18 protein-coding genes and 2 pseudogenes are annotated in these 21,104 nt (G+C 63.6%); 11 read left to right on the top strand and 9 right to left on the bottom strand.

The annotated features are described in order from the left end of the window. Positions 1-49 precede the first annotated feature (49 nt). Positions 50-922 carry an AraC family transcriptional regulator gene (locus HB778_RS17395; RefSeq protein ID WP_183464920.1) on the top strand — a complete coding sequence of 291 codons (873 nt, stop codon included), beginning with the start codon at positions 50-52 and terminating at the stop codon, positions 920-922. On the opposite strand, the gene HB778_RS17390 is transcribed toward HB778_RS17395, so the two are convergent. Next, entirely contained in the window at positions 923-1,393 is a 471-nt protein-coding gene (locus HB778_RS17390; RefSeq protein WP_140735998.1) for a MarR family winged helix-turn-helix transcriptional regulator, read from the bottom strand. It lies immediately after the preceding gene. A gap of 424 nt (positions 1,394-1,817) precedes the next feature. On the opposite strand from HB778_RS17390, the gene HB778_RS17385 reads away from it, so the two are divergent. Further along, positions 1,818-2,885, top strand: coding sequence for a CobW family GTP-binding protein (locus HB778_RS17385; RefSeq protein WP_183464919.1), 1,068 nt, complete (start codon positions 1,818-1,820; stop codon positions 2,883-2,885). A 248-nt stretch (positions 2,886-3,133) separates the two neighbouring features. Beyond that, positions 3,134-4,108, top strand: a complete 975-nt coding sequence (locus HB778_RS17380) for a WD40 repeat domain-containing protein (protein WP_183464918.1) — start codon at positions 3,134-3,136, stop codon at positions 4,106-4,108. A 2-nt stretch (positions 4,109-4,110) separates the two neighbouring features. Here the strand turns inward: HB778_RS17380 and HB778_RS17375 are convergent, their stop codons facing one another. Then, positions 4,111-4,566 (bottom strand): hypothetical protein, encoded by a 456-nt coding sequence (locus HB778_RS17375; protein WP_183464917.1) that lies wholly within the window; start codon positions 4,564-4,566, stop codon positions 4,111-4,113. Between the two features lie 64 nt (positions 4,567-4,630). On the opposite strand from HB778_RS17375, the gene HB778_RS17370 reads away from it, so the two are divergent. Then, entirely contained in the window at positions 4,631-5,062 is a 432-nt protein-coding gene (locus HB778_RS17370; RefSeq protein WP_183464916.1) for a MarR family winged helix-turn-helix transcriptional regulator, read from the top strand. 17 nt (positions 5,063-5,079) lie between these two features. On the opposite strand, the gene HB778_RS17365 is transcribed toward HB778_RS17370, so the two are convergent. Beyond that, entirely contained in the window at positions 5,080-5,532 is a 453-nt protein-coding gene (locus HB778_RS17365; RefSeq protein ID WP_183464915.1) for a hypothetical protein, read from the bottom strand. Positions 5,533-5,688: 156 nt separating this feature from the next. Between HB778_RS17365 and HB778_RS17360 the strand changes: the two genes are divergently transcribed. The 4 genes and pseudogenes from HB778_RS17360 to HB778_RS17345 all read left to right on the top strand — a co-directional run bounded on the left by HB778_RS17360 (position 5,689) and on the right by HB778_RS17345 (position 11,267). Beyond that, positions 5,689-7,068, top strand: coding sequence for an aspartate aminotransferase family protein (locus HB778_RS17360; RefSeq protein WP_183464914.1), 1,380 nt, complete (start codon positions 5,689-5,691; stop codon positions 7,066-7,068). A gap of 11 nt (positions 7,069-7,079) precedes the next feature. Beyond that, positions 7,080-8,479 (top strand): annotated as a pseudogene (locus HB778_RS17355) (glutamine synthetase family protein). 87 nt (positions 8,480-8,566) lie between these two features. Continuing rightward, positions 8,567-9,798 (top strand): annotated as a pseudogene (locus HB778_RS17350) (putative DNA modification/repair radical SAM protein). Positions 9,799-9,800: 2 nt separating this feature from the next. After that, complete coding sequence (locus tag HB778_RS17345) at positions 9,801-11,267, top strand: UdgX family uracil-DNA binding protein (RefSeq protein ID WP_183464913.1); 1,467 nt, start codon at positions 9,801-9,803, stop codon at positions 11,265-11,267. 186 nt (positions 11,268-11,453) lie between these two features. Here the strand turns inward: HB778_RS17345 and HB778_RS17340 are convergent, their stop codons facing one another. The 4 genes from HB778_RS17340 to HB778_RS17325 all read right to left on the bottom strand — a co-directional run bounded on the left by HB778_RS17340 (position 11,454) and on the right by HB778_RS17325 (position 15,829). Beyond that, positions 11,454-12,719 carry a glycerate kinase type-2 family protein gene (locus tag HB778_RS17340; RefSeq protein WP_183464912.1) on the bottom strand — a complete coding sequence of 422 codons (1,266 nt, stop codon included), beginning with the start codon at positions 12,717-12,719 and terminating at the stop codon, positions 11,454-11,456. Beyond that, a complete protein-coding gene (locus HB778_RS17335) occupies positions 12,716-13,219 on the bottom strand; it encodes a heme-degrading domain-containing protein (RefSeq protein ID WP_183464911.1) in 504 nt (167 codons plus the stop codon). The genes HB778_RS17340 and HB778_RS17335 overlap by 4 nt, the downstream gene beginning before the upstream one ends. A 77-nt stretch (positions 13,220-13,296) precedes the next feature. Continuing rightward, positions 13,297-14,610: a guanine deaminase gene (gene guaD / locus HB778_RS17330; protein ID WP_183464910.1), complete on the bottom strand. Its 1,314-nt coding sequence runs from the start codon at positions 14,608-14,610 to the stop codon at positions 13,297-13,299. Position 14,611: 1 nt separating this feature from the next. Beyond that, positions 14,612-15,829, bottom strand: a complete 1,218-nt coding sequence (locus tag HB778_RS17325; RefSeq protein ID WP_183464909.1) for a urate hydroxylase PuuD — start codon at positions 15,827-15,829, stop codon at positions 14,612-14,614. Between the two features lie 137 nt (positions 15,830-15,966). On the opposite strand from HB778_RS17325, the gene HB778_RS17320 reads away from it, so the two are divergent. The 3 genes from HB778_RS17320 to HB778_RS17310 all read left to right on the top strand — a co-directional run bounded on the left by HB778_RS17320 (position 15,967) and on the right by HB778_RS17310 (position 19,202). Further along, positions 15,967-16,887, top strand: coding sequence for a LysR family transcriptional regulator (locus HB778_RS17320; RefSeq protein WP_183464908.1), 921 nt, complete (start codon positions 15,967-15,969; stop codon positions 16,885-16,887). 93 nt (positions 16,888-16,980) lie between these two features. After that, on the top strand, positions 16,981-17,958 hold the full coding sequence (locus tag HB778_RS17315) for an LLM class flavin-dependent oxidoreductase (protein WP_183464907.1): 978 nt from the start codon (positions 16,981-16,983) through the stop codon (positions 17,956-17,958). After that, positions 17,955-19,202, top strand: a complete 1,248-nt coding sequence (locus HB778_RS17310; RefSeq protein WP_183464906.1) for an LLM class flavin-dependent oxidoreductase — start codon at positions 17,955-17,957, stop codon at positions 19,200-19,202. The genes HB778_RS17315 and HB778_RS17310 overlap by 4 nt, the downstream gene beginning before the upstream one ends. Before the next feature lie 12 nt (positions 19,203-19,214). On the opposite strand, the gene HB778_RS17305 is transcribed toward HB778_RS17310, so the two are convergent. Together HB778_RS17305 and xdhC are read right to left on the bottom strand one after the other, a co-directional pair. Further along, positions 19,215-20,051: a PhzF family phenazine biosynthesis protein gene (locus tag HB778_RS17305; protein WP_183464905.1), complete on the bottom strand. Its 837-nt coding sequence runs from the start codon at positions 20,049-20,051 to the stop codon at positions 19,215-19,217. A gap of 88 nt (positions 20,052-20,139) precedes the next feature. Continuing rightward, entirely contained in the window at positions 20,140-21,048 is a 909-nt protein-coding gene (gene xdhC, locus HB778_RS17300; RefSeq protein ID WP_183464904.1) for a xanthine dehydrogenase accessory protein XdhC, read from the bottom strand. Between the last annotated feature and the right edge of the window lie 56 nt (positions 21,049-21,104).

The raw sequence follows: 21,104 nt of genomic DNA, 5'->3' as shown, positions 1-21,104 counted from the left end.
AAAATGGGCCATTCGAGGTTGCGCCCCGATGTCGGGGCTGAAGGAGACGATGTCGCACGATCTAGGCCGCCAGGCCTTCGAGGGTCTTGGACGTTTGTGCACCGATGCGGCGGAAAACTGCATCATCTCGGCTCCCGACCCTGCGGGCATGGAGCGGATCGAAGCGCGCTTTCACGGCAGCGCCTTCGATCTGCATCGTCATGACACCTACGCGATCGGGGTGACGCTGCAGGGCGTGCAGACCTTTCGCTATCGCGGCGCGACGCGGCTAAGCCTGCCCGGCCAGATCATCGTGCTGCATCCCGACGAATTGCATGATGGCGGCGCCGGCAGCGAGGACGGCTTGCGCTACAGGATGCTCTATCTCGACCCCTCGCTGATGCTGGACTGCCTTGGCGGCGCATCGCTGCCCTTCGTCAGGGATGCCGTTGTGAAGGACGACGCCTTCTGCGCCACGCTGCTTTCGGCGCTGGGGCCGTTGCAACAGGAACTCGACGAGCTGTTCGTCGATGATTTTCTCACGCAACTGATGCAAAGCCTGGCACGGCATGCCGGTCAGCCGGCGAAACCGATGGCGAGGACGGCGTGGCGGGCGGCGGCGCTGGCGCGGGACTATCTGACTGAGAATGCAACGCGCCCTGTGCGCTCCGGCGAACTGGAAGCCGTCACCGGGCTCGACCGCTATGCCTTATCGAGGCATTTCCGCGCCGCCTTCTCGACCAGTCCACATCGTTTCCTGGTGATGCGCCGGCTTCAGCGCGCGCGGCGGATGATCGCCGCCGGCGAGCCCCTGGCGCAGATCGCGGTCGAGGCCGGCTTCACCGACCAGAGCCATTTCAACAGGCAATTCAAGAAGGCGTTCGGCATGACGCCGGGGCGCTGGTCCTCGCTGATCCGGGACTCAATCCCGGCAGCGGCCTGATCAGTCGTCCGACTCGGCGTCGTCGTCGATCAGCACCAGCTCCTCGTTGGAGAGGTTGGCCTCGATGCGGGCCAGCAGCTTGAACAGCGCCTTCTGGTCCTTCTTGTCGAGGCCTTTCAACGCCTGCTTTTCAGTCTTCTTCACCGACTTCTCGATGGCGCGAATGGTTTCGCGGCCGGTCTCGGTGAGGAAGATGTGCGCCTGGCGGGCATCGGCCTCGGAGGCGCGCTTTTCCAGAAAACCCTGCGCCTGCAGCCGGTTGATGGTCTTGGTGATGGTCGGCGGGCGCACACCGAGGCGGCCGGCAAGATTGCCAGGCGTCTGGCCGTCCTCGCGGTCGAGCGCCAGCATGATCTGATCCTGGCCGGCATAGAAGCCGTGCGCCAGAAGCCGGGCCGCCAGCGCGGTTCTTGCCAGCCTTGCCGCTGAATGCAGCCGGCTCATTGTTGCAGTCTTGTCCGCCTTGGCCATGGTCATCCCTCTTCGGCCGAACCGGTGCGTGCAGCATAGACGCAGCCGGCCGGTTGGCAATCGACGATCGAAAAGATTCCGGCGCTCCAAACAGCTTTGCCGGCAAGCATTGCGGTGTCCGCCGTGGTGATGCCAGATGTTTATTTCAGTTAGATGACAAACGAGTTTCCGGAGCGCCGGATTCACAGCAGCCGCGACCCGGACGCGGTTTGACGATCGGCACCTCCGGACAACACACCCCTCTTTATCGTCTCGTCGCCGACGAGCCGAAGCTTTCCGCTGCCATAACCATTGGACAATCTCCGCGTGCCGCTTTGGCCCACTGGTTTGCCCCGTGCAAAAGCCCCGCACACATCCTATATGGAACCGACAATCCCTTATTAGTGGCCTGGATTTCAAGGCCCCAGTCATTTCGAGGCAAGCCATGACCGATGCACAGACGCAGATTCCCGTAACCGTTCTCACCGGCTATCTCGGCGCCGGCAAGACGACGCTGCTCAACCGCATCCTGTCGGAGAACCACGGCAAGCGTTACGCGGTCATCGTCAACGAATTCGGCGAAATCGGCATCGACAACGACCTGATCGTGGAATCCGATGAGGAAATCTACGAGATGAACAATGGCTGCGTCTGCTGCACGGTGCGCGGCGACCTGATCCGCGTCGTCGAGGGCCTGATGCGCCGGCCCGGCCGCTTCGACGCCATCGTGGTCGAGACCACTGGTCTCGCCGATCCGGTGCCGGTGGCGCAGACCTTCTTCATGGATGACGACGTGCGCTCCAAGACCAAGCTCGATGCGGTGGTAGCGCTGGTCGATGCCAAGCATCTGCCGCTCAGGCTCAAGGATTCCAAGGAAGCCGAGGACCAGATCGCCTTTGCCGACGTCGTTGTGCTCAACAAGACCGATCTGGTCACGCCGGAAGAACTCGCCAAGGTCGAGGCGACGATCCGCGCCATCAATCCGGCGGCAAGGATCCACCGCACCACCCGCGCCGGCGTTGCGCTGTCGGAAGTGCTCGACCGCGGCGCCTTCGACCTGTCGCGGGCGCTGGAAAACGATCCGCATTTCCTTGAGGCGCATGACGATCACCATCATCACGACCACGATCACGACCATGACGACCACGATCACCATGATCATGACGGGCATGACCATCATCACCACGACCATGCGCATCCGTCCGACATCCATGACGTGACGGTGCAGTCGGTCTCGCTGCGCGGCGGCGAGATGGACCCGAAAAAGTTCTTCCCGTGGATCGAGAAGATCACCCAGATGGAAGGCCCGAACATCCTGCGGCTGAAAGGCATCATCGCGCTCAAGGGCGACGATGAGCGCTATGTCATCCAGGGCGTGCACATGATCATCGAGGGCGACCACCAGCGCGCCTGGAAGGACGGCGAGAAGCATGAGAGCCGGCTGGTGTTCATCGGCCGCGAACTCGACGCCGAGCGACTGAAGAAGAGCTTTGACGCCTGCCAGGCGACTTGATTTCCTGACTTTATGGCGCTAGCGCTGCCCTTCTTCCTTCTCCCCTTTTGGGAGAAGGTGGCCTCGCGAAGCGAGGTCGGATGAGGGGTGTTCCAGCTTGGCAATGACGGCGATCCGTCACCACCCCTCATCCGTCTCGGCGCTACGCGCCGATCCACCTTCTCCCACAAGGGGAGAAGGTTGGCGCCACACCTGGCCGCGCTGGCGGCTTCCCGGGGTTGGCGACAAATTTCATTGGAATGGTTCTGATGCCCACAGTCGCCCCTCTCGACCTCGAAGGCCATTGCGTTGCCGCCGTTTTCCTCGGCGACGTGCCGCATTTCGCGCTGGCCGATGGTGCTATCCATCGGCTCGACAATGGCCACAAGACGGTGCAGGCCAATGACGGGCTGCTTGCGGCGTTCCTTGATTCAGCCAACGACCGGCTGATCACCGGCGGCGAGGACGGCAAGGTGTTTGCCGTGAAAGCAGGCGGCGAAACCACCGAGGTGGCGAGCGCCGGGAAAAAGTGGATCACCAGCGTCGCCGCCGGGCCGCAAGGCGCCATCGCCTATGCTACGGGCAAGGCCGCCTTCGTGCGCTTCACCGACGGCAAGACAAGGGAATTTGCCCATCCGCGTTCGGTCGAGGGGCTGGCGTTTTCGCCCAAGGGCATGCGCTTCGGCGTCGCCCGCTACAATGGCGCGACGCTGCATTTCCCGGCCGCCGAGGGCAAGCCGGTGGAGCTCGAATGGGCCGGCGCCCACACCGGCATCACCTTTTCGCCGGACGGCGCCTTCCTGGTCACAACCATGCAGGAGAATGCGCTGCATGGCTGGAAGCTGGCCGACGGCAAGCACATGCGCATGACCGGCTATCCCGGCAAGGTCAAAAGCCTGTCATGGAGCGTCAAGGGCAAATGGCTGGCGAGTTCCGGCGCCCCGGCGGCGATCGTCTGGCCGTTTTCCGGCAAGGACGGGCCGATGGGCAAGGCGCCGCTGGAGCTTGGCACGCGCGGCAACACGATGGTGACCTCAGTCGCCTGCCATCCAAGCCAGGATGTCGTTGCCATCGGCTATGAGGACGGCATGGTGATCGCCGCGCGCTTCGCCGACGCCAAGGAAGTGCTGCTGCGCCGGCAGGGCAAGGGCGCGATCACCTCGATGATGTGGGACAAGGAAGAACGCCGCATCGCCTTCGGCAGCGCCGCCGGCGACTGTGGCATCATCGACATCACGGCCTGAACTCACCGCGCCCGCGCGGCCAGCCGAACAGGCTTGCGCCGCAGCGACAGCCCATCGCGCATGTTAAGCGACAGCAATGCGATATTCGTTGCGCCGGCTACCAGTTCGATCGCCTGGACGATCATGAAAAGGCTGTCGAAGCGACCGGCCGTGGCAAAGCTGCTGAGCAGGAAGGCCGAGGGCACGAGCACCAGCAATCCGTTGGCGGCGATGATGCGCATGCGCCGCGCTTTGCGTGCCACGACCGGGCTCTTCCAGCCCTTGCTAAGCGAAAAGCCCGACGCGCCGGCGATGATCATCGCCGGTATGAGCACCGCCATGCCGGCCAGCACGCAGTTCTTGACCATTGCGATCGCGGTCGTGTCGCCGAGCAGTTCAACCGTGGCCGTCGACAGCCAGAAGGCCGAAACCGCGATGAGCGCGATGGCGCCCGCTGCTGCATGAATCCTGGTTTTCATCTTCATCTCCATAGCAAGCTATATATCATTGCATAGCATGCTATTCAACTGTTATCTGGCAGGCATGACATTTCAGAAGGAACGATCCGCCGGATTCCTGGCCAACCACATGGCGCGTTTGTTTGCCAACGGGCTGCAGCACCGTATCCGACCACTCGGCCTGGCACCCGCCCAGTTCATGACGCTGCTGGCGCTGTGGGATGAGGATGGCCTGACGCAACGCGAACTCGTGCAGCGTCTCAACGTGGAACAGGCGACGATGGCCAACACGCTGATCCGCATGGAGCGTGACGGCTTGATCGAGCGACGCCTGCATCCAGAAGACGGACGCTCGCAGTCGATCCATCTCACAGCGAAAGCCGTTGGCCTGCGCGAGCCGGCGACACAGGCCGCGCGTTCACAGAACGAGGTGGCGCTGACCGGCTTCAGCGAGGACGAACGGCTGGTGTTTCTCGACCTGATGCGGCGCGCCATCGCCTCGATGCAGGCAGACTGACACAACGACCGGCAAGCCTACTCGGCCCCGCACGACACCTTGCCCGTCAACTCCGCCGGCTTGCCATCCTTGTCCGTGTCGGCCGCATTGTCATAGACGGCAAGCGTGTACTGCCCGTCATAGACGCCTTCGTCGCTGGCCTTTGTCAGGATCGTCAGTTCGACCGAATTGAAGGCGTTTGCCACCTCGTGCTCGCGGTAGATGTTCAGCCGCAACTCCTTGTCGTCCAGCCAGTACTGGGTCAGGTTGGAATTCTCGAACACCGTTTTGCGCAGTCCATCGCCAGCCGGCCTCGCCTTGATTTCGAGATCGCCGCGGAAGTTGAAGGTCGGGCCGCCCATGCCTCTGGTGACGCCGGCGCCGACGTCGAATGTCACCGCCGTATCGTCGACATTGCACCAGATGCCGCCCGAGGCGAAGGCGGTGCTGGCCGACACCAGAAGCATTGCCACACAGATGATTGTCCGCATTTTTGTCCCCCTCCTCAATTCCCACTCATATTGGCGCCGACTTCGGCAGCACGGTCAAGCGCCGCCGCCAAAGGCTGAGCCAATGCAGGGCAGACGCGCGGCCAATTGCGATTGCGGACATGGATTGGCTAAGAGGTACGGACGAGAGGGGTTTCCATGCACAGCAGCGACAGTTCAAAGACCATCGGCGGCATCAGCCGTGACCGCATCGCACAATTGCGCGAAACCGAAGGGGCGGCCTTCCGCAAGGCACGGCCGAAATCGCAGGCCAAGGTCGGCAACGGCCTGCCCGGCTTCTTCGGCGGCGTGCCGATGCACTGGATGAACGACTGGCCGACGCCATTTCCGATCCTGGTCGACAGCGCCAAAGGTGCTGCGATCACCGACATAGACGGCAACAGGCTCGACGATTTCTGCCTTGGCGACACTGGTTCGATGTTCGGCCACTCGCCGCCGCCGGTGGCGCGCGCCATCCGCCGCCAGGCCGGACGTGGCCTGACCTATATGCTGCCCTCGGAAGACGCGCTTGCCATCGGACCTCTGCTGCAACAACGCTTCGGCCTGCCGTTCTGGCAGATCGCGACCACCGCGACCGACGCCAACCGCTTTGCGCTGCGCGTTGCACGTGCCGTCACGGGCAGGGAAAAGATCCTGGTCTTCAACGGCTGCTATCACGGCTCGGTCGACGAGACGATGGTGCGGCTGATCGACGGCAAGCCGGTCAACCGGCCCGGGCTGGCGGGCGAGTTCCGCGACCTGACCCGCACGGCCAAGGTGATCGAGTTCAACGACATCCCGGCGCTTGAAGCAGCGCTCAAGGACGGGGACGTTGCTTGCGTCATCGCCGAGCCGGTGCTGACCAATTCCTGCATGGTGCTGGCCGACCCGGGCTTCCACGACGCGCTGCGCAGACTGACGCGCGAGACCGGCACGCTGCTCCTGATCGACGAGACGCACACGATCTCGACCGGCCCCGGCGGCTACACCAGGAAATACGGGCTCGACCCGGACTTCTTCGTGCTGGGCAAGCCGATCGCCGGCGGCGTGCCGGCAAGTGTGTGGGGGATGAGCGATGAGGTCGCCTCGCGCTATGCCGACTACAACAGGACAAAGGAGCCCGGCTATTCCGGCATGGGCACGACACTGTCGGCCAACCCGCTGCAATTCGCCACCATGCGCGCCACGCTCGAAGAGGTGATGACCGAGGAAAATTATGACCGCATGGACCATCTGGCGCGGCGTCTGGATGCCGGGCTAACCGGGGTGATCGACCGCTATCGTCTGCCCTGGCATGTCGCGCGTGTCGGCGCCCGCGTCGAATTCATCTGCGCACCCGGCCCGTTGCGCAACGGCGCCGAAGCCGAGACCGCGCATGCGCCGGAACTGGAAGCCGCCATCCATGTCGCGCTGGTCAATCGCGGCGTGCTGATCGCGCCCTTCCACAACATGATGCTGATCTCGCCTGCGACGTCAGGCGCCCAGGTCAACCGGCTGATCAGCGCCTTCGCCGCGGTTGCGGCAAAGCTTGCGGCATGAGACAAGCGGCCATGGACAATGCCATTGTGACCTCCCCTTCGGGGTCTTCGCCCACCGAGGCGCAAGCTTTTCTCGACGCCCATCCCGAGATCGAGGCCTTCGATATCGTGCTGACCGACGCCAATGGCGTCGGCCGCGTAAGATCGTGCGCCGCCACGAGTTGAAGAGCATTTTCGAGGGCGGGCGGCATATGCCGATCTCGATCCTTGGCCTCGACATCACCGGTGAGGACGTGCACGAGACCGGTCTGATCTGGACGACCGGCGACGGCGATCTCCGGGCATGGCCGATTCCCGGCACATTGGTGCCGCTCTACGGCACCAACCCGCCGCGCGGCCAGGTGCTGATGGCGATGTATCACCTCGACGGCCAGCCCATGTCGTCGGACCCGCGGCTGGCGCTGGCCCGGCAGGTCGAGATATTGGCGGCCAAGGGGCTTTACCCGGCCGGCGCCTTTGAACTCGAATTTTTCCTGCTGGCCAATGAGCGCGACGCCGAGGGCAAGGTGCAGCCGGCGCGCGCGGTGCTCGATGGCCGTGTCTCGGGCAAGACGGAGGTCTATTCCGTCGACCACCTGCACGGCATGGAGCCGCTGTTCTCCGACATCTATGCCGCGGCCAAGGCGCAAGGCATTCCGGCCGAGACGGTGATATCCGAATATGCGCCGGGCCAGTACGAGCTGACGCTGAACTACCGCAAGGATGTGATGCGGGCGGCCGACGACCTCGTCATGCTGAAGCGGCTGGTGCGGGCGCAGGCGCGCCGCCATGGCGTCACCGCCTGCTTCATGGCCAAACCGATCGAGAAATATGCCGGCTCGGGCATGCATTTCCACGTCTCGCTGCAGGACAGAGCCGGCCGTAACGTCTTTGCCGAGGCCGGCGGCGAGAGCTGGTCGCTACCCCTGTTGCAAGGGCTTGGCGGGCTGATCCAGACGATGGCGGAATCGATGCTGGTGTTTGCGCCGCACGCCAATTCCTGGCGGCGCTTCGTCTCGCAGTCCTATGCGCCGGTGGCGCCGACCTGGGGCGTCAACAACCGTTCGGTGGCGCTGCGCGTACCGGCGGGCGACGCGAAGAACCGTCGCATCGAGCATCGGCCGTCGGGCGTCGACGCCAATCCCTATCTGATCGCCGCGACAGTGCTCGCCGGCATCATCAAAGGCCTCGATGAAGGGCTCGATCCTGGCCCCGAAACGACCGGCAACGGCTATGAGGCTGCCGTCACGCGCACGACAATGCCGGCTGATTGGCGCGCGGCGATCGAGGCGGCCAAGGCGTCCAGCTTCCTGAAAGGCGCGCTTGGCGAAGACCTGCACCGCACCTTCGTGGCGATCAAACAGTCTGAATATCTGCGCGTGGCACGCACGGTCAGCGAACTGGATTATCATCTCTATCTGCACGAGGTTTGACGACCTTATGGTAGGCGGCGATCACTTTTTTCGCCGCCTATGCCAAATGAGGTAGCGCGGCAGCTGTTCAGAACATATCATGAACAAATGAGCGCTCTCACCGTCCGTGAAAAGCTGGCGATCCTGTCCGACGCCGCAATATGACGCCTCCTGCGCCTCATCCGGCTCGGCGAAGAAGGATTGGCTGATGTCAGGCGGCATCGGTTCCACCGAAGGCATGGGCATCTGCCATTCCTGCACCGGACGGCCGCTGCATTTCGCTCTTGAAAATCCTGCTCACCAATTTCTGCATCTACGATTGCAGCTATTGCATCAACCGCTCGTCCTCGAATGTAAGGCGCGCCCGCTTCAGCATCGACGAGGTGGTGAAGCTGACGATGGATTTCTACCGGCGCAACTATATTGAGGGCCTGTTCCTGTCGTCAGGCGTCATCCGTTCGCCCGATGAAACCATGGGCGAGATGGTCGAGGTGGCGCGGCGGCTGCGGCTGGAGGAAAAATTCTCCGGCTATATTCATCTGAAAACCATTCCGGAAAGCTCGGCGGAACTGGTCGAAAAGGCCGGCCTCTATGCCGACCGGCTGTCGATCAATGTCGAACTGCCGACCGACGAAGGCGTGAAAAAGCTGGCGCCGGAGAAGAAGCCGGAAACGATCCGTCTTTCCATGGCCACGCTGCGCCAGAAGATGGAGGAAAAGGCCGAGCCGACGCTGAGGACCAAAAAGCGCGAACGCTTTGCGCCGGGTGGCCAGTCGACGCAGATGATCGTCGGCGCCGACAAGACATCCGACGACGGCATATTGCACACCAGCGCGCGGCTCTATGGCAGCTACCATCTGCGGCGCGTCTATTATTCGGCCTTCAGCCCGATCCCGGATTCGTCGTCGTCGCTGCCGCTGCAGAAGCCGCCGCTCATGCGCGAACACCGGCTTTATCAGGCCGACTGGCTGATGCGGTTTTACGGATTTTCGCAACCGGAGATCCTGGCGGGTAGCGGCGATGGCATGCTCGACCTTGCCATCGACCCCAAACTCGCCTGGGCGCTGCGCAACAGGGGACAGTTTCCCGTCGACATCAACCGCGCCGACCGCGAATCCCTGCTGCGCGTTCCCGGTCTCGGCACCAAGGTGGTGGCGAAAATCCTGGAGACACGCCGCCACCGGCGGCTGCGGCTCGAAGATGTCGGGCGGATTTGCCAGTCGATCGCCAAGCTGAGGCCGTTCATCGTGGCGGAGGGTTGGTCGCCGGGAACGCTCACCGATAAGCAGGGCTTGCGCGACAAGATCATGCGCTCCTGCGAACAGCTGTCATTGTTTTGACCATGCGGCCGGCTGAGCTCAATCTTGCCCGGTTTAGTGTCATGCTCGACAGCGAGACCGATTTTGCCGGCTGGCGTGATGCAGCGCGGCGGCTGGTGCTGAACGAGGTCAGACCAGAAGACATTAGCTGGCATGTCGCGGCCGGTTCTGACCGCCGGCCGAGCGATTTGCCGGCTGCGCCTGCGGGCGCGCAGCTCGTGGTGCCGCGCGACTTCATCGAGCGCGCCGAAACCGCTTTCTGCCATTCCGACCCCAGCCGGTTCGCCTTTCTCTACCGGCTGCTGTGGCGATTGCGCAGCGAGCCCAAGCTGCTGGCGATCGCGTCGGATCCAGATACCAGGCGGCTCGAGGCGATGGAAAAGGCGGTACGGCGCGACAGCCACAAGATGCATGCCTTCGTCCGCTTCCGAAAAATCAGCGATGGCTGCGAGGAGCGCTATGTCGCCTGGTTCGAGCCCGATCATTTCATCGTCGAGCGCAATGCCGATTTCTTCGTCAGGCGCTTCACCGGCATGCGCTGGACGATCCTGACGCCGCACACCTCCGCCGACTGGGATGGCGAAAGGCTGGCGATCGGGCCCGGCGCCGCCAAGGCCGATGCGCCTGATCAGGACGACACGGAGGCACTGTGGCGCACCTATTTCGAGAACATCTTCAATCCGGCACGGCTGAAGGTGAAGGTCATGCAGAAGGAGATGCCGAAGAAATATTGGCGGAACCTTCCCGAGGCCTCCCTCATTCCAGAGCTGATCGCAGGAGCTGATAAGGCCGCCAAGGAGATGATCGCCAGAATGCCGACAACGCCCGCTCCGCATCACGCCAAGGTGCAGGCCAGGCATTGGCCGAAGCAGCCCGCAGAGACGCTGCAGGGTGATGACGCGGGCAGCATTTCCGAGTTGCGCGAGGCCGCAAAAGGTTGCCGTCGTTGCCCGTTATGGCGCGATGCGACGCAGACCGTGTTCGGCGAAGGGCCTGACAATGCCAAGGTCATCTTCGTCGGCGAACAGCCCGGCGATCAGGAAGACCTCGCCGGCAAACCTTTCGTCGGCCCTGCGGGCAAAGTGTTCGATGCGATACTGGACGATGCGGGCGTCGATCGCCAGAAAGTCTACGTCACCAACGCGGTGAAACACTTCAAATTCGAGCCGCGTGGCAAGCGACGCATCCATTCCAAGCCGAATGCCGGCGAGGTGCAGGCCTGCCGCTGGTGGATCGACAGGGAATTCGCGCTGATCAAGCCGGAGCTTGCCGTGGCCCTCGGCGCAACGGCTGCGCTGTCGCTGCTCGGCAAGGCGATCCCGGTGACGAAGATGCGCGGTCAAGTGATCGAGCGTGAGGATGGCCTGCACGTGTTCATCACCATCCACCCGTCCTTCATCCTGCGCATTCAGGAGCCTGCGGAGAAGGAAGCGGAGCGCGAGCGGTTCCTACACGACATGAGAGAGGTGAAGCGGCTGATGGCTGCCTGATCTGGTTGTCGGTCGGCGCCGCCCCCTCATTGTCTTGCCGGACATTTCTCCCCGTAGAGCGACGGGGAGAAAGACGCTGTCTTCGGCGCTTTCGCCAATCGTCGGCGTCGCAAGAAGGCGCGGTTAGCCCCCTTCTCCCCGGATGAGGGGCAGCGCTAACGCCTGGGCAGCGAAATGTGACCTGCCCTAGCGAATAAGTATCGCCCTGAGATCATTCACATTCGTGCCCGTAGGTCCGGGCACAAACAGATCGCCAACCGCGTTGAACGCCGTCCATGCATTGTTACCGGCCAGCATCGCCTTGGCGTCCACACCCGCCGCGCGCATGCGCGATACGGTCGAGCCATCGGCGAAGGCACCGGCATTGTTTTCCGAACCGTCGATGCCGTCCGTGTCGGCGGCCAGCGCATGAATATTTTCCGCGCCGTTGATGCCGATGGCGAAGGCAAGCAGGAATTCAGAGTTGCGGCCGCCCTTGCCTTTGGCGCGCAAGGTCACAGTCGTTTCACCGCCAGACAGGATCAGCACCGGCTTCGAAAAAGGCCGGTTGCGCGTCGCCACTTCGCGCGCAATGGCAGCGTGGACACCGCCGACTTCGCGCGCTTCGCCCTCGATAGCATCGGAGAGGATGACGGCCTCGATGCCTTGCCGTTTCGCTTCGACGGCCGCCGCTTCCAGCGACACGCCGGCGGAGGCGATCAGATGCACCTCGTTGCGCGAGAAGCGCTCATCTCCGGGATTTGGCGCATCGGCCGCCGGAGAATTGATATGCGCCATCACCGAGGCCGGCAGCTTCATGCCATAGGCCGATATCGAGGCCAGTGCGTCTTCGCGGCTGCCGGTATCTGGCACGGTCGGGCCGGAGGCGACAAGGGCCGGGTTGTCGCCGGGAATGTCTGACACAACCAGCGACACCACCTTGGCCGGCCATGAGGCGGCGGCCAGCCGGCCGCCCTTGATGGTGGAAAGATGCTTGCGGATGGTGTTCATCGCCGCGATCGGCGCGCCGGAGGCAAGCAGCGCCTCGTTGACGGCGATCTCGTCGGCCAGCGTCAGGCCGGCGGCCGGTGAGGGCAGCAGCGCCGAGCCGCCGCCGGAGATAAGCGCCACGACGAGATCGTCTTCAGTGAGACCCTGGACCTTGGCGAGCAGACGGCGCGAGGCCTCGAGCCCGGCAGCGTCCGGCACCGGATGCGCGGCCTCGATGATCTCGATGCGCTCGCATGTTGCGCCATAGCCGTAGCGGGTGACGACCAGCCCTTCGATCGGCCCGTCCCAGACCTTCTCGAACGCCGCCGCCATCTGCGCCGAACCTTTTCCGGCGCCAATGACGATTGTGCGACCCTTCGGCTTGGCCGGCAGATGATCCCTGATCGTCCGCTCCGGATCGGCGGCGGTGACGGCGGCGTCGAAGATCGAGGTAAGGAAGGCCCTGGGATCGAGCACGGTCATTCGGCTTCCCTGGACAATGACAGCCCGTGCTTGTCTATGCCGAGATAATCGCACAGCGCATCGACGACAACACCGTGATCCTCGCGCTCCGGCAGGCCGGAAACCGCGATCACGCCGATAACGCCGGCACCCTTGACGGTGACCGGAAAGCCGCCGCCGGCCAGCACGTAGTCCGAGATGTCGAGGCCCTCGCCGACCTTGAAGGCGCGGTCGGGGCGCTGCTGCTCCAGGACCATGCGGTAGGTGCTTCTGAGAAACCGCCTGACCACATTGATCTTGCGCCGTGCCCAGTCGGGGTTGGAAGCATTCGACCCTGGAAAGGCCGCATAGAACAGCGGCCGGTCCCACAGCCTGATATCGACGATGATGGGCAGGTTTTCGGCGATCGCGCGCTTGCGAATCGCCGAACCGATCTTGAAGGCGACGGCCTCATCGAAGGCCGGGAAGACCAGCGTCTCTTCCTGTTTCCGGATCAGAGCGATGTCGTCAGCAACGGCCATGTCGTTCCCCTGTCAACTTCGCCGCACGCTTTGACCGATGGCTGCCGCCGGGTCAAGCAATGAACGCAGCTGGCGCTCTAAATCGCCATGTCGCTCTTGGCCGCCCGGCCCGCGACATAGACCTCGCGCACGGCGCGGTCGTCGCCCAGCGTCTGCAAGAGAAACAACTCCTGCGCCAGCGTCTGCACCGTTTCCATCCTGAGCCGCATCGCCGGCGTCGCCCTGGCGTCGAGCACGACAATGTCGGCATCGGTGTCCTGATCCAGCGTGCCGATCTTGTCGGCCACCGAGAGCGCCTCGGCATTGCCGCGCGTGATCTGCCAGAAGGACTGGAACGGGTTCAGCTTCTCGCCGTTCAGCGCGATCACCTTGTAGCCCTCGTCCATGGTGCGCAGCATGGAATAGTTCGTTCCGCCGCCGACATCGGTGGCGGCGGCTATGCGCAACGGCTTTTCCCGACGCCGGAAGCGCTGGTAGTCGAACAGGCCGGAACCGAGGAACAGGTTCGAGGTCGGGCAGAACACCGCCACCGAGCCGCTCTCCGAAAGCGCGTCCGCCTCACGCTCCGACAGATGGATGCAGTGGCCGAACAGGCTCTTTTTTCTCAGCAGCCCGTAATGTTCGTAGACATCCGTATAGTCGCGCGACCAGGGGTAAAGCTGTTGCGTGAAGGCGATCTCGGAGTGGTTTTCCGACAGATGCGTCTGCATATGCAGGCCGGGATGCTCGCGGCAGAGCGCGCCGGCCATCTCCATCTGCTCCGGCGAGGAGGTGATGGCGAAGCGGGGCGTGATGGCGTAGTGCTGGCGGCCCTTGCCGTGCCACTCCTTGATCAGCGCCTTGGTGTCGTCATAGCCGGATTGCGGCGTGTCGAGCACGCCTTCGGGCGCGTTGCGGTCCATCATCACCTTACCGGCGATGTTGAGCATGTTGCGGTCATGCGATTCGGCGAAAAAGGCTTCTGCGGAAGCCTTGTGCACCGAGCAGTAGGCGGTGACTGTTGTGGTTCCGTGCCGCACCATCTCGTCGAGGAACAGCCGCGCGATACGGCGGCCATGCTGCGCGTTGGCGAACTTCGTCTCTTCCGGGAAGGTGTAGGTGTTCAGCCAGTCGAGCAGTTCGGCGCCATAGGAGGCGATGACCTGCATTTGCGGGAAATGCACATGGGTATCGATGAGGCCCGGCAGCAAAAGGTGCGGCCGGTGATCGATTTTTTTGGCACCCTCACCGGCCTGTTTCTCGACATCGCGGTAGGCGCCCGATGCAACGATCTTGCCGTCGCGGATCAAAAGGCCGCCATCCTCCTCGTAGCGCCAGGCCGAATGGTCGTCGATGGTTTCGGGCCAGCGCACGAAGGACAGTGTGCGGCCGCGCAGAAGTGTCGAAGTCATGCTATTTCCCCGCGCCTTCGAACCAGGCCACCAGCAGCGCCCGTTCCTTGTCGGTGATTTGGCTGACATTGGCGGGCGGCATGGCGTGGCTGCGGCCGGCCTGCAGATAGATCTCGCGGGCGTGGTTGGCGATTGCCGCGTCACTGTCTAGCATCACACCCTTGGGCGCATGATAGATGCCCTCATAGACCGGCTCGGCCGCATGGCACATCGAGCAGCGGCCAAGCACGGTGTCGCGCACCGCCGGGAAATGGGCGGAGGCGATATAGATGTCCGCCGAGGCGGACGCCTTGGGCTCACCGGTCAGCACCTTTGGCACGGTCGACAGCCAGATGATGATGATGAACAGGACAAGCGCGCCGAGCCAGGTCCAGTGCGGGTTACCGGCACGCTTGTGAACGGTGTTGAAATAGTGCCGGATCAAGACGCCGATGATGAACACCAGCGAGGCGATGACCCAGTTGAACTCGGTGCCGAACGCCAGCGGATAGTGGTTCGACAGCATCAGGAACAGCACCGGCAGCGTCAGATAGTTGTTGTGGAGCGAGCGCTGCTTGGCGATCTTGCCGTATTTCGGGTCGGGCTTGCGGCCGGCGATGAGGTCGGCGACGACGATCTTCTGGTTGGGGATGATGACCATGAAGACATTGGCCGACATGATCGTGGCGGTGATGGCGCCCAGATGCAGGAAGGCGGCGCGACCGGTGAACAAATGCGTCAGCCCCCAGGCGATGAACACCAGCACGCAGTAAAGCACCAGCATCAGGCCTGTGTCGCTTTTGCCGAGCGGCGAGCGGCACAAGAGATCATAGACCACCCAGCCGACGCCGATCGTGGCCATGGACAAAAGGATGCCAACCGGCACCGACATTGGCAGCACATTGGGATCGATCAGGAACAGATCGGCGCCGGCATAGTAGACCACGCACAGCATGGCGAAGCCCGACAGCCAGGTGGCGTAGGATTCCCATTTGAACCAGGTCAGGTGCTCGGGCATCTCGGCCGGCGCCACCAGATATTTCTGGATGTGGTAGAAGCCGCCGCCATGCACCTGCCATTCCTCGCCGAAGGCGCCGACGGGCATGCCCGGACGCTGGCGCAGGCCGAGATCGAGCGCGACGAAATAGAAGGACGAGCCGATCCAGGCGATGCCGGTGATGACATGCAGCCACCGCACGGCGAAGCTCAGCCAGTCCCAGAAAATCGCGAAATCCATCATTGAAGTCGTCCCTGCCGATGACGCGACTTTACGGTGTCGCACGCAAACGGAAAGAGGCGAGGTGTACGATGACTTTCAAAAAAAATGGAAAATACTAGGCTGGCTATACGCAGCCGCATGAGAGCCACGAAATCCGCATGGCCTATCTCGACAACATCGCCGTCTTCGTCCGCGTCGTCGAACTCGGCAATCTGTCGGCGGCGGGCCGTGACATGCGCATTTCGCCAGCTGTCGCCTCCAACCGCATCAAGGAACTGGAGAAGCACCTGGGCGTGCGGCTGTTCAACCGCACGACGCGGCAGTTGATGCCGACCGAGCATGGCACGGTGTTTTACGCGGGCGCCAAGCAGGTGCTGGAGGCGATCACCGAAGCGGAAGCCGCGGTGTCGGCGCTGTCCGGCCAGCCGCGCGGCACCATACGCGTGACCGCACCGCTCGGCCTCGGTCGCCGGCTGGTGGCCTCGGGCATTCCCGACTTCCACGACAAATATCCCGATATCGAGGTGCGGCTGAGACTCTCGGACCACAATGTCGACATCATGAAGGAAGGCATCGACGTCGCCTTCAGGCTCGGCATCATCGAGGATTCCAGCCTCAGGATGCGCGGCATCATGGAATGCGAGCGCGTGCTGGTGGCGGCGCCGAAATATCTGGAGGCACGCGGCGAACCGGCCGAGCCGCAGGAGCTGATCGGCAAGAAACACGACTGCCTGATGCTGCGCTATTCCGGCGCGCGCGAATATGTCTGGACGCTGCAGACCCCCACAGGGCCGCAGAAATTCGAGGTGCACGGGCCCTACGACACCGACGACGGCGACGTGCTGACCGGCTGGGCACTGTCGGGGCGCGGTATCATCAACAAGCCGCGCTTCGAGGTCGAACCCTTCATCCGCGACCGGCGGCTGCAAGTGATCCTGGCCAACACGCCGCCGACACCAGTGCAGTTCGCCGCTGTCTATCCGCACAAGAAGCTGCAGGACCCCAAGGTGCGGCTTTTGCTCGACTTCATGGCCGAGCGCTGCCAGCGGCTGATCAAGGATATTCTGGCCGGTAAGTAGGGCCGGGCAGCAACCGGGGCTGGCCGGCAAGTGCCGGCCTTCTGGTCCATTCGCCGGGCTTGCCTTGCGCAGCGGCGAACTTAGGTTGGTGCCATGCATCTCGCCATTTCGCTCGACATCGCTGCCGCCACCGGAGAGGCCGTGCTGGATTTCAGCCGGATCAGCAAATTCGTGCGACAGGCAGAAGCGGCTGGCGTCGACATGGTCGCGATTTCCGACACCGCGGACGGGCTGTCGAGCAGCCCGTTCGAGGCCACGACGCTGCTGGCCGCCCTGGCGACAGTGACGAACAGGATTGGGCTGGTCGCCACAGCCTCGACCATTGCCCATCAGCCCTACAATCTGGCGCGCCGTTTTGCTTCGCTCGACATCATCAGCCATGGCCGTGCCGGCTGGAATGCGATGATGGCGCAAAGCCCGCGCGAGGCGGCCAATTTCAGCCGGCCGGAAGGGTTTTCCGATACCGACTTTCGCCGCCGCAGCGAGGAATATATCGGCATCGTTCAAGGCCTGTGGCAGGGCTGGGATGCGGATGCGTTGCTGTTCGACAAGAGCGGCGGCCGATTCCATGCCCCAGAAAAGATGCATCTGCTCGACCACAAGGGCGAGTTCTTCTCCGTACGCGGGCCATTGAACGTCGCGCGCTCGCCGCAGGATACGCCGGTGCTGGTGCTGTCTGGCCTGTCGGAAGCCGATTTCGACATTGCCGTCCGCACCGCCGATGTCATTTTGTTGGAGAGCGGATCGGTCGAGAGCGCGAAAGCACGCTTTGATGATCTGAAGCGCCGCGCCACGGCGGCTGGGCGCGATCCGGACGCTGTGAAGGTGCTGACGAATATCTCGCTCACCGCCGAAGACAAGCCGGCCGCCACCGCAGACAGGCTGGAAACCCAATTCCGGGCGAGAAGCTGCGACGGGTTCAACATAGAGCTGCCGGCGCAGCGTTCGGCGATCGACGATTTCGCCGATCGCATTCTGCCCGAGTTGGGACAGCGTGGCCTGGTTCGAGAGAGCTATCGCGGCACGACGTTGCGCTCGCATCTCGGACTTGCCGGCGGAGGTGACCAATGACCGCGCGGATGAAGCTCGGCGCCTTCCTGTGGGCGACGGGCCATCACATCGCCGCCTGGCGCCACCCCAAGGCGCATGTGAACGCCGGCATCGATATCGACCATTACATCCAGTTGGCGCGCACGGCGGAAGCGGCGAAGTTCGACATGATCTTCTGCGAGGATGCCGCCGGCCTGCGCGAGGCCAATGTCGGCATCGCCAGCCAGACGTCGCGCTCGATCGGCTTCGAGCCGATCAGCCTGCTGTCGGCGCTGGCGGTCCAGACCAGCCATATCGGCCTCGTTTCGACAGCGTCGACAAGCTACAACGAGCCTTATGGCTTGGCGCGGACTTTTCTGTCGCTCGACCATCTGAGCGGCGGCCGGGCCGGCTGGAACCTGGTGACCTCGGCCAGCCCCATCGAAGCCGCCAATTTCGGCTCGACCGGCCTCAAGCCGCATGCCGACCGCTACGAGCGGGCGCGCGAATTCGCCGAAGTGGTCACCCGGCTTTGGCAGGGCAAGGCTCCTGGCCATGACGGCCAAAGCTTTTCGGTGCACGACCCGCTCGACCTGCCGCGTTCGCCGCAGGGCGCGCCGGTCATGGTCCAGGCCGGCGCTTCGGATGTCGGCCGCGACCTCGCCGCCCGCACCGCCGATGTGGTGTTCACGGCGGCGCAAACGTTCGAGGAAGCGAAGGCCTTTTACGACGACCTCAAGGGGCGCATGGCCGCCTATGGTCGTGAGCCTGACGACATCAAGATCATGCCGGGCGTTTCACCCGTGGTGGCGGAAACCGAGGCCGAAGCCAGGGAGAAACATGAGGAGTTGCAGGCGCTGATCCCCGACGATGTCGGTGTGGCGCTGCTGTCCAGCTATCTCAGCATCTCCGATCTCGGACGCTATCCGATCGACGGGCCACTGCCCGAACTGCCGGAGAGCGAGGGGATGAAAAGCCGGCAGGCGCTGGTCGTCGAGCAATCGCGCCGCGACGGCCTCTCCATCCGCCAGCTTGCCCGCCACTTCGCCGGGGCGCGCGGCCATTGGCGCATTGTCGGCACGGCGGCGCAGGTCGCCGACGAGTTGCAGGCACGGTTCGAAGGCGGGGCGGCCGACGGCTTCAACGTCATGCCGTCCTATCTCCCCGGCGAGCTTGATGCCTTTGCCACGCTTGTCGTGCCGGAACTGCAGCGGCGCGGCCTGTTTCGCCGGGACTATGAGGGCCGCACACTGCGCGACCATCTGGGCTTGAAACGGCCGGCCTGAGGCCGGCAGCTTCTATGCTTCGTCCATCATCCGGGCGGTGCCTGAAACCCTGATCGAGCTGCCGGTCTCGGCCGGAATATCGGCATGCAGGCGCGAGCGCATGCCCATGTCCTCGCCTTGCACGACATCGATCGCGCCGCCATGCGGCCAGCCGATGTCTCTGAGATAACCGGCAAAGGCAGCCGTCGAGGCGCCCGTCGCCGGATCCTCATAGACGCCGCCCGAGGCAAAGGGGTTGCGCGTGTGGAAGAGCCGTGGCGTTTCGGCATGGGCCAGCAGGATCGTCACCAGCCCTTCGCGCCGCATAAGGGACTGCCCGGCTTTAAGCTCGTAGCGCATGGCAGCCAGTGCCTCGCGCGACTTCAGGGCGAGCACAAGATGGTCGGCGCCGCCATGAATCAGCGCGGGCGGAATGGCAGGATCGAGATCGGTCGCGGCATAGTCGAACAGCGCCAGCGCCTCGGCAATCAACTCAGGCGGCGCCGGCTTGCTGCGTGTCGGCGGCGATTGCAAGGCGGCGGCAACGTTGGCGCCATCACGGAACCCTTCTACGGTGATGCTGGCCTGATTGAGTTTCAGCGGGAAAATCCCGTCGCCAAATCGCCGGACAAGGGCAGCCCCCAAGGCGATCGTCGCGTGCCCACAGAAGGGAACCTCGGTTTCCGGCGAGAAATAGCGGACCCGCCAGCTGTCTCCATCCGGTGCGGCAAAGGCCGTCTCCGAGAAGCCCACCTCCGCCGCCAGGCGCTGCATCTCGGCCGAATCGGGCAAGACATCGCCGATCAGGACGCCGGCAGGATTGCCGCCGGTGTTGCCATCCGAAAAGGCCGCGATTTTCAGAACGTCCATGTATCCACACCTCATGCCGCGATGCCGGTGGATACCGCAAATGCATGGTTAGGGCGATTGAAATGGACGAGCGGGCGGGCAGCCTTGGCTAGTCAGCCATGACCTTGTGCTGCCGGACCTGATGGTCGGCATTTGACGCCGCATTGTGAACGACCAGCGCCGTCACGATCTCGGCTGCGGCAAGTACGGCGATCACCTGTGGGCGCTTGTCCTTGACGGCATCGCCACCGATGGGCGAGACGAGGCGGGCAAATTCCGCTTCCTTGCCGTCCCCTGACTTCAGGAACCAGTTCTTGAACGTCGCTTTCTTGGTCTTCGAGCCGATCATGCCGACATAGGCTGCGTCGTCGCGCTTCAGCGCTTCGGCGACGATCAGGAAATCCAGCGCATGGTCATGGGTGAGGATGGCGAAGGCTGTGCCGGCGGGCGCGTTTCGAACCTCGGCCTCGGGCATAGGCGTCAGCCGCGTCTCGACGGTTTCCGGCATGCCTTCCAGCGCCTCGGCCCGCGTCTCGATGACGATGCCGTGCACCGGCAGAAGCGCGATTGTTGCGGCCAGCGCCTGGCCGACATGGCCGCCACCGAAGATATAGACATGCGGCAGGTGCGCTTCCTCAGCCTCCGCGGTCGTAACCAGTTCGGCAGCAAGCGCGGCATCGACAAGCCGGATCAAGACTTCGACGCGCCCGCCACAGCATTGGCCGATCTCCGGCCCGAGCGGCACGTCGAGCGTGGCGCAGACTTCATCGACCTCGATGCGGGCCTCTTCACCCTCCCCCTTGTGGGGAGGGTCGGACACTAGGATCTGCCTGGCCTTGTCGATCGCCATATATTCGAGCTGGCCGCCGCCGATGGTACCGAAAATCGCCTCCCGTGAGACGAGCATGAAGGCGCCCTTCTCACGCGGCGTCGAGCCTTTGGTGCCGGCGACTTCGACCAGGGCAACCCGGCCGGCGCTGGCAAGAAAGGCTTTCAGGCCTTGCACTTTCGAGTTCATATCTCGTATTCCCTATTGGGAAATATAGGCTTTTTCGGCCTGGATTGCACGTTTTG

The organism is Mesorhizobium huakuii, from assembly GCF_014189455.1.
Lineage (GTDB): Bacteria > Pseudomonadota > Alphaproteobacteria > Rhizobiales > Rhizobiaceae > Mesorhizobium > Mesorhizobium huakuii_A.
The sequence above is the reverse complement of the archived record's forward strand: the minus strand, read 5'-3'. Positions and strand labels throughout refer to the sequence as shown.

What these genes read in the sequence shown, in the direction of transcription:
- HB778_RS17375 (WP_183464917.1), bottom strand. Translation starts at nt 4,566, where the DNA reads ATGAAAACCAGGATTCATGCAGCAGCGGGCGCCATCGCGCTCATCGCG.
- HB778_RS17305 (WP_183464905.1), bottom strand. Translation starts at nt 20,051, where the DNA reads ATGGACGTTCTGAAAATCGCGGCCTTTTCGGATGGCAACACCGGCGGC.
- HB778_RS17345 (WP_183464913.1), top strand. Translation starts at nt 9,801, where the DNA reads ATGCGGCCGGCTGAGCTCAATCTTGCCCGGTTTAGTGTCATGCTCGAC.
- guaD (WP_183464910.1), bottom strand. Translation starts at nt 14,610, where the DNA reads ATGACTTCGACACTTCTGCGCGGCCGCACACTGTCCTTCGTGCGCTGG.
- HB778_RS17340 (WP_183464912.1), bottom strand. Translation starts at nt 12,719, where the DNA reads ATGACCGTGCTCGATCCCAGGGCCTTCCTTACCTCGATCTTCGACGCC.
- HB778_RS17360 (WP_183464914.1), top strand. Translation starts at nt 5,689, where the DNA reads ATGCACAGCAGCGACAGTTCAAAGACCATCGGCGGCATCAGCCGTGAC.
- HB778_RS17380 (WP_183464918.1), top strand. Translation starts at nt 3,134, where the DNA reads ATGCCCACAGTCGCCCCTCTCGACCTCGAAGGCCATTGCGTTGCCGCC.
- HB778_RS17370 (WP_183464916.1), top strand. Translation starts at nt 4,631, where the DNA reads ATGACATTTCAGAAGGAACGATCCGCCGGATTCCTGGCCAACCACATG.
- HB778_RS17335 (WP_183464911.1), bottom strand. Translation starts at nt 13,219, where the DNA reads ATGGCCGTTGCTGACGACATCGCTCTGATCCGGAAACAGGAAGAGACG.
- HB778_RS17325 (WP_183464909.1), bottom strand. Translation starts at nt 15,829, where the DNA reads ATGATGGATTTCGCGATTTTCTGGGACTGGCTGAGCTTCGCCGTGCGG.
- HB778_RS17310 (WP_183464906.1), top strand. Translation starts at nt 17,955, where the DNA reads ATGACCGCGCGGATGAAGCTCGGCGCCTTCCTGTGGGCGACGGGCCAT.
- HB778_RS17390 (WP_140735998.1), bottom strand. Translation starts at nt 1,393, where the DNA reads ATGGCCAAGGCGGACAAGACTGCAACAATGAGCCGGCTGCATTCAGCG.
- xdhC (WP_183464904.1), bottom strand. Translation starts at nt 21,048, where the DNA reads ATGAACTCGAAAGTGCAAGGCCTGAAAGCCTTTCTTGCCAGCGCCGGC.
- HB778_RS17365 (WP_183464915.1), bottom strand. Translation starts at nt 5,532, where the DNA reads ATGCGGACAATCATCTGTGTGGCAATGCTTCTGGTGTCGGCCAGCACC.
- HB778_RS17320 (WP_183464908.1), top strand. Translation starts at nt 15,967, where the DNA reads ATGGCCTATCTCGACAACATCGCCGTCTTCGTCCGCGTCGTCGAACTC.
- HB778_RS17315 (WP_183464907.1), top strand. Translation starts at nt 16,981, where the DNA reads ATGCATCTCGCCATTTCGCTCGACATCGCTGCCGCCACCGGAGAGGCC.
- HB778_RS17385 (WP_183464919.1), top strand. Translation starts at nt 1,818, where the DNA reads ATGACCGATGCACAGACGCAGATTCCCGTAACCGTTCTCACCGGCTAT.
- HB778_RS17395 (WP_183464920.1), top strand. Translation starts at nt 50, where the DNA reads ATGTCGCACGATCTAGGCCGCCAGGCCTTCGAGGGTCTTGGACGTTTG.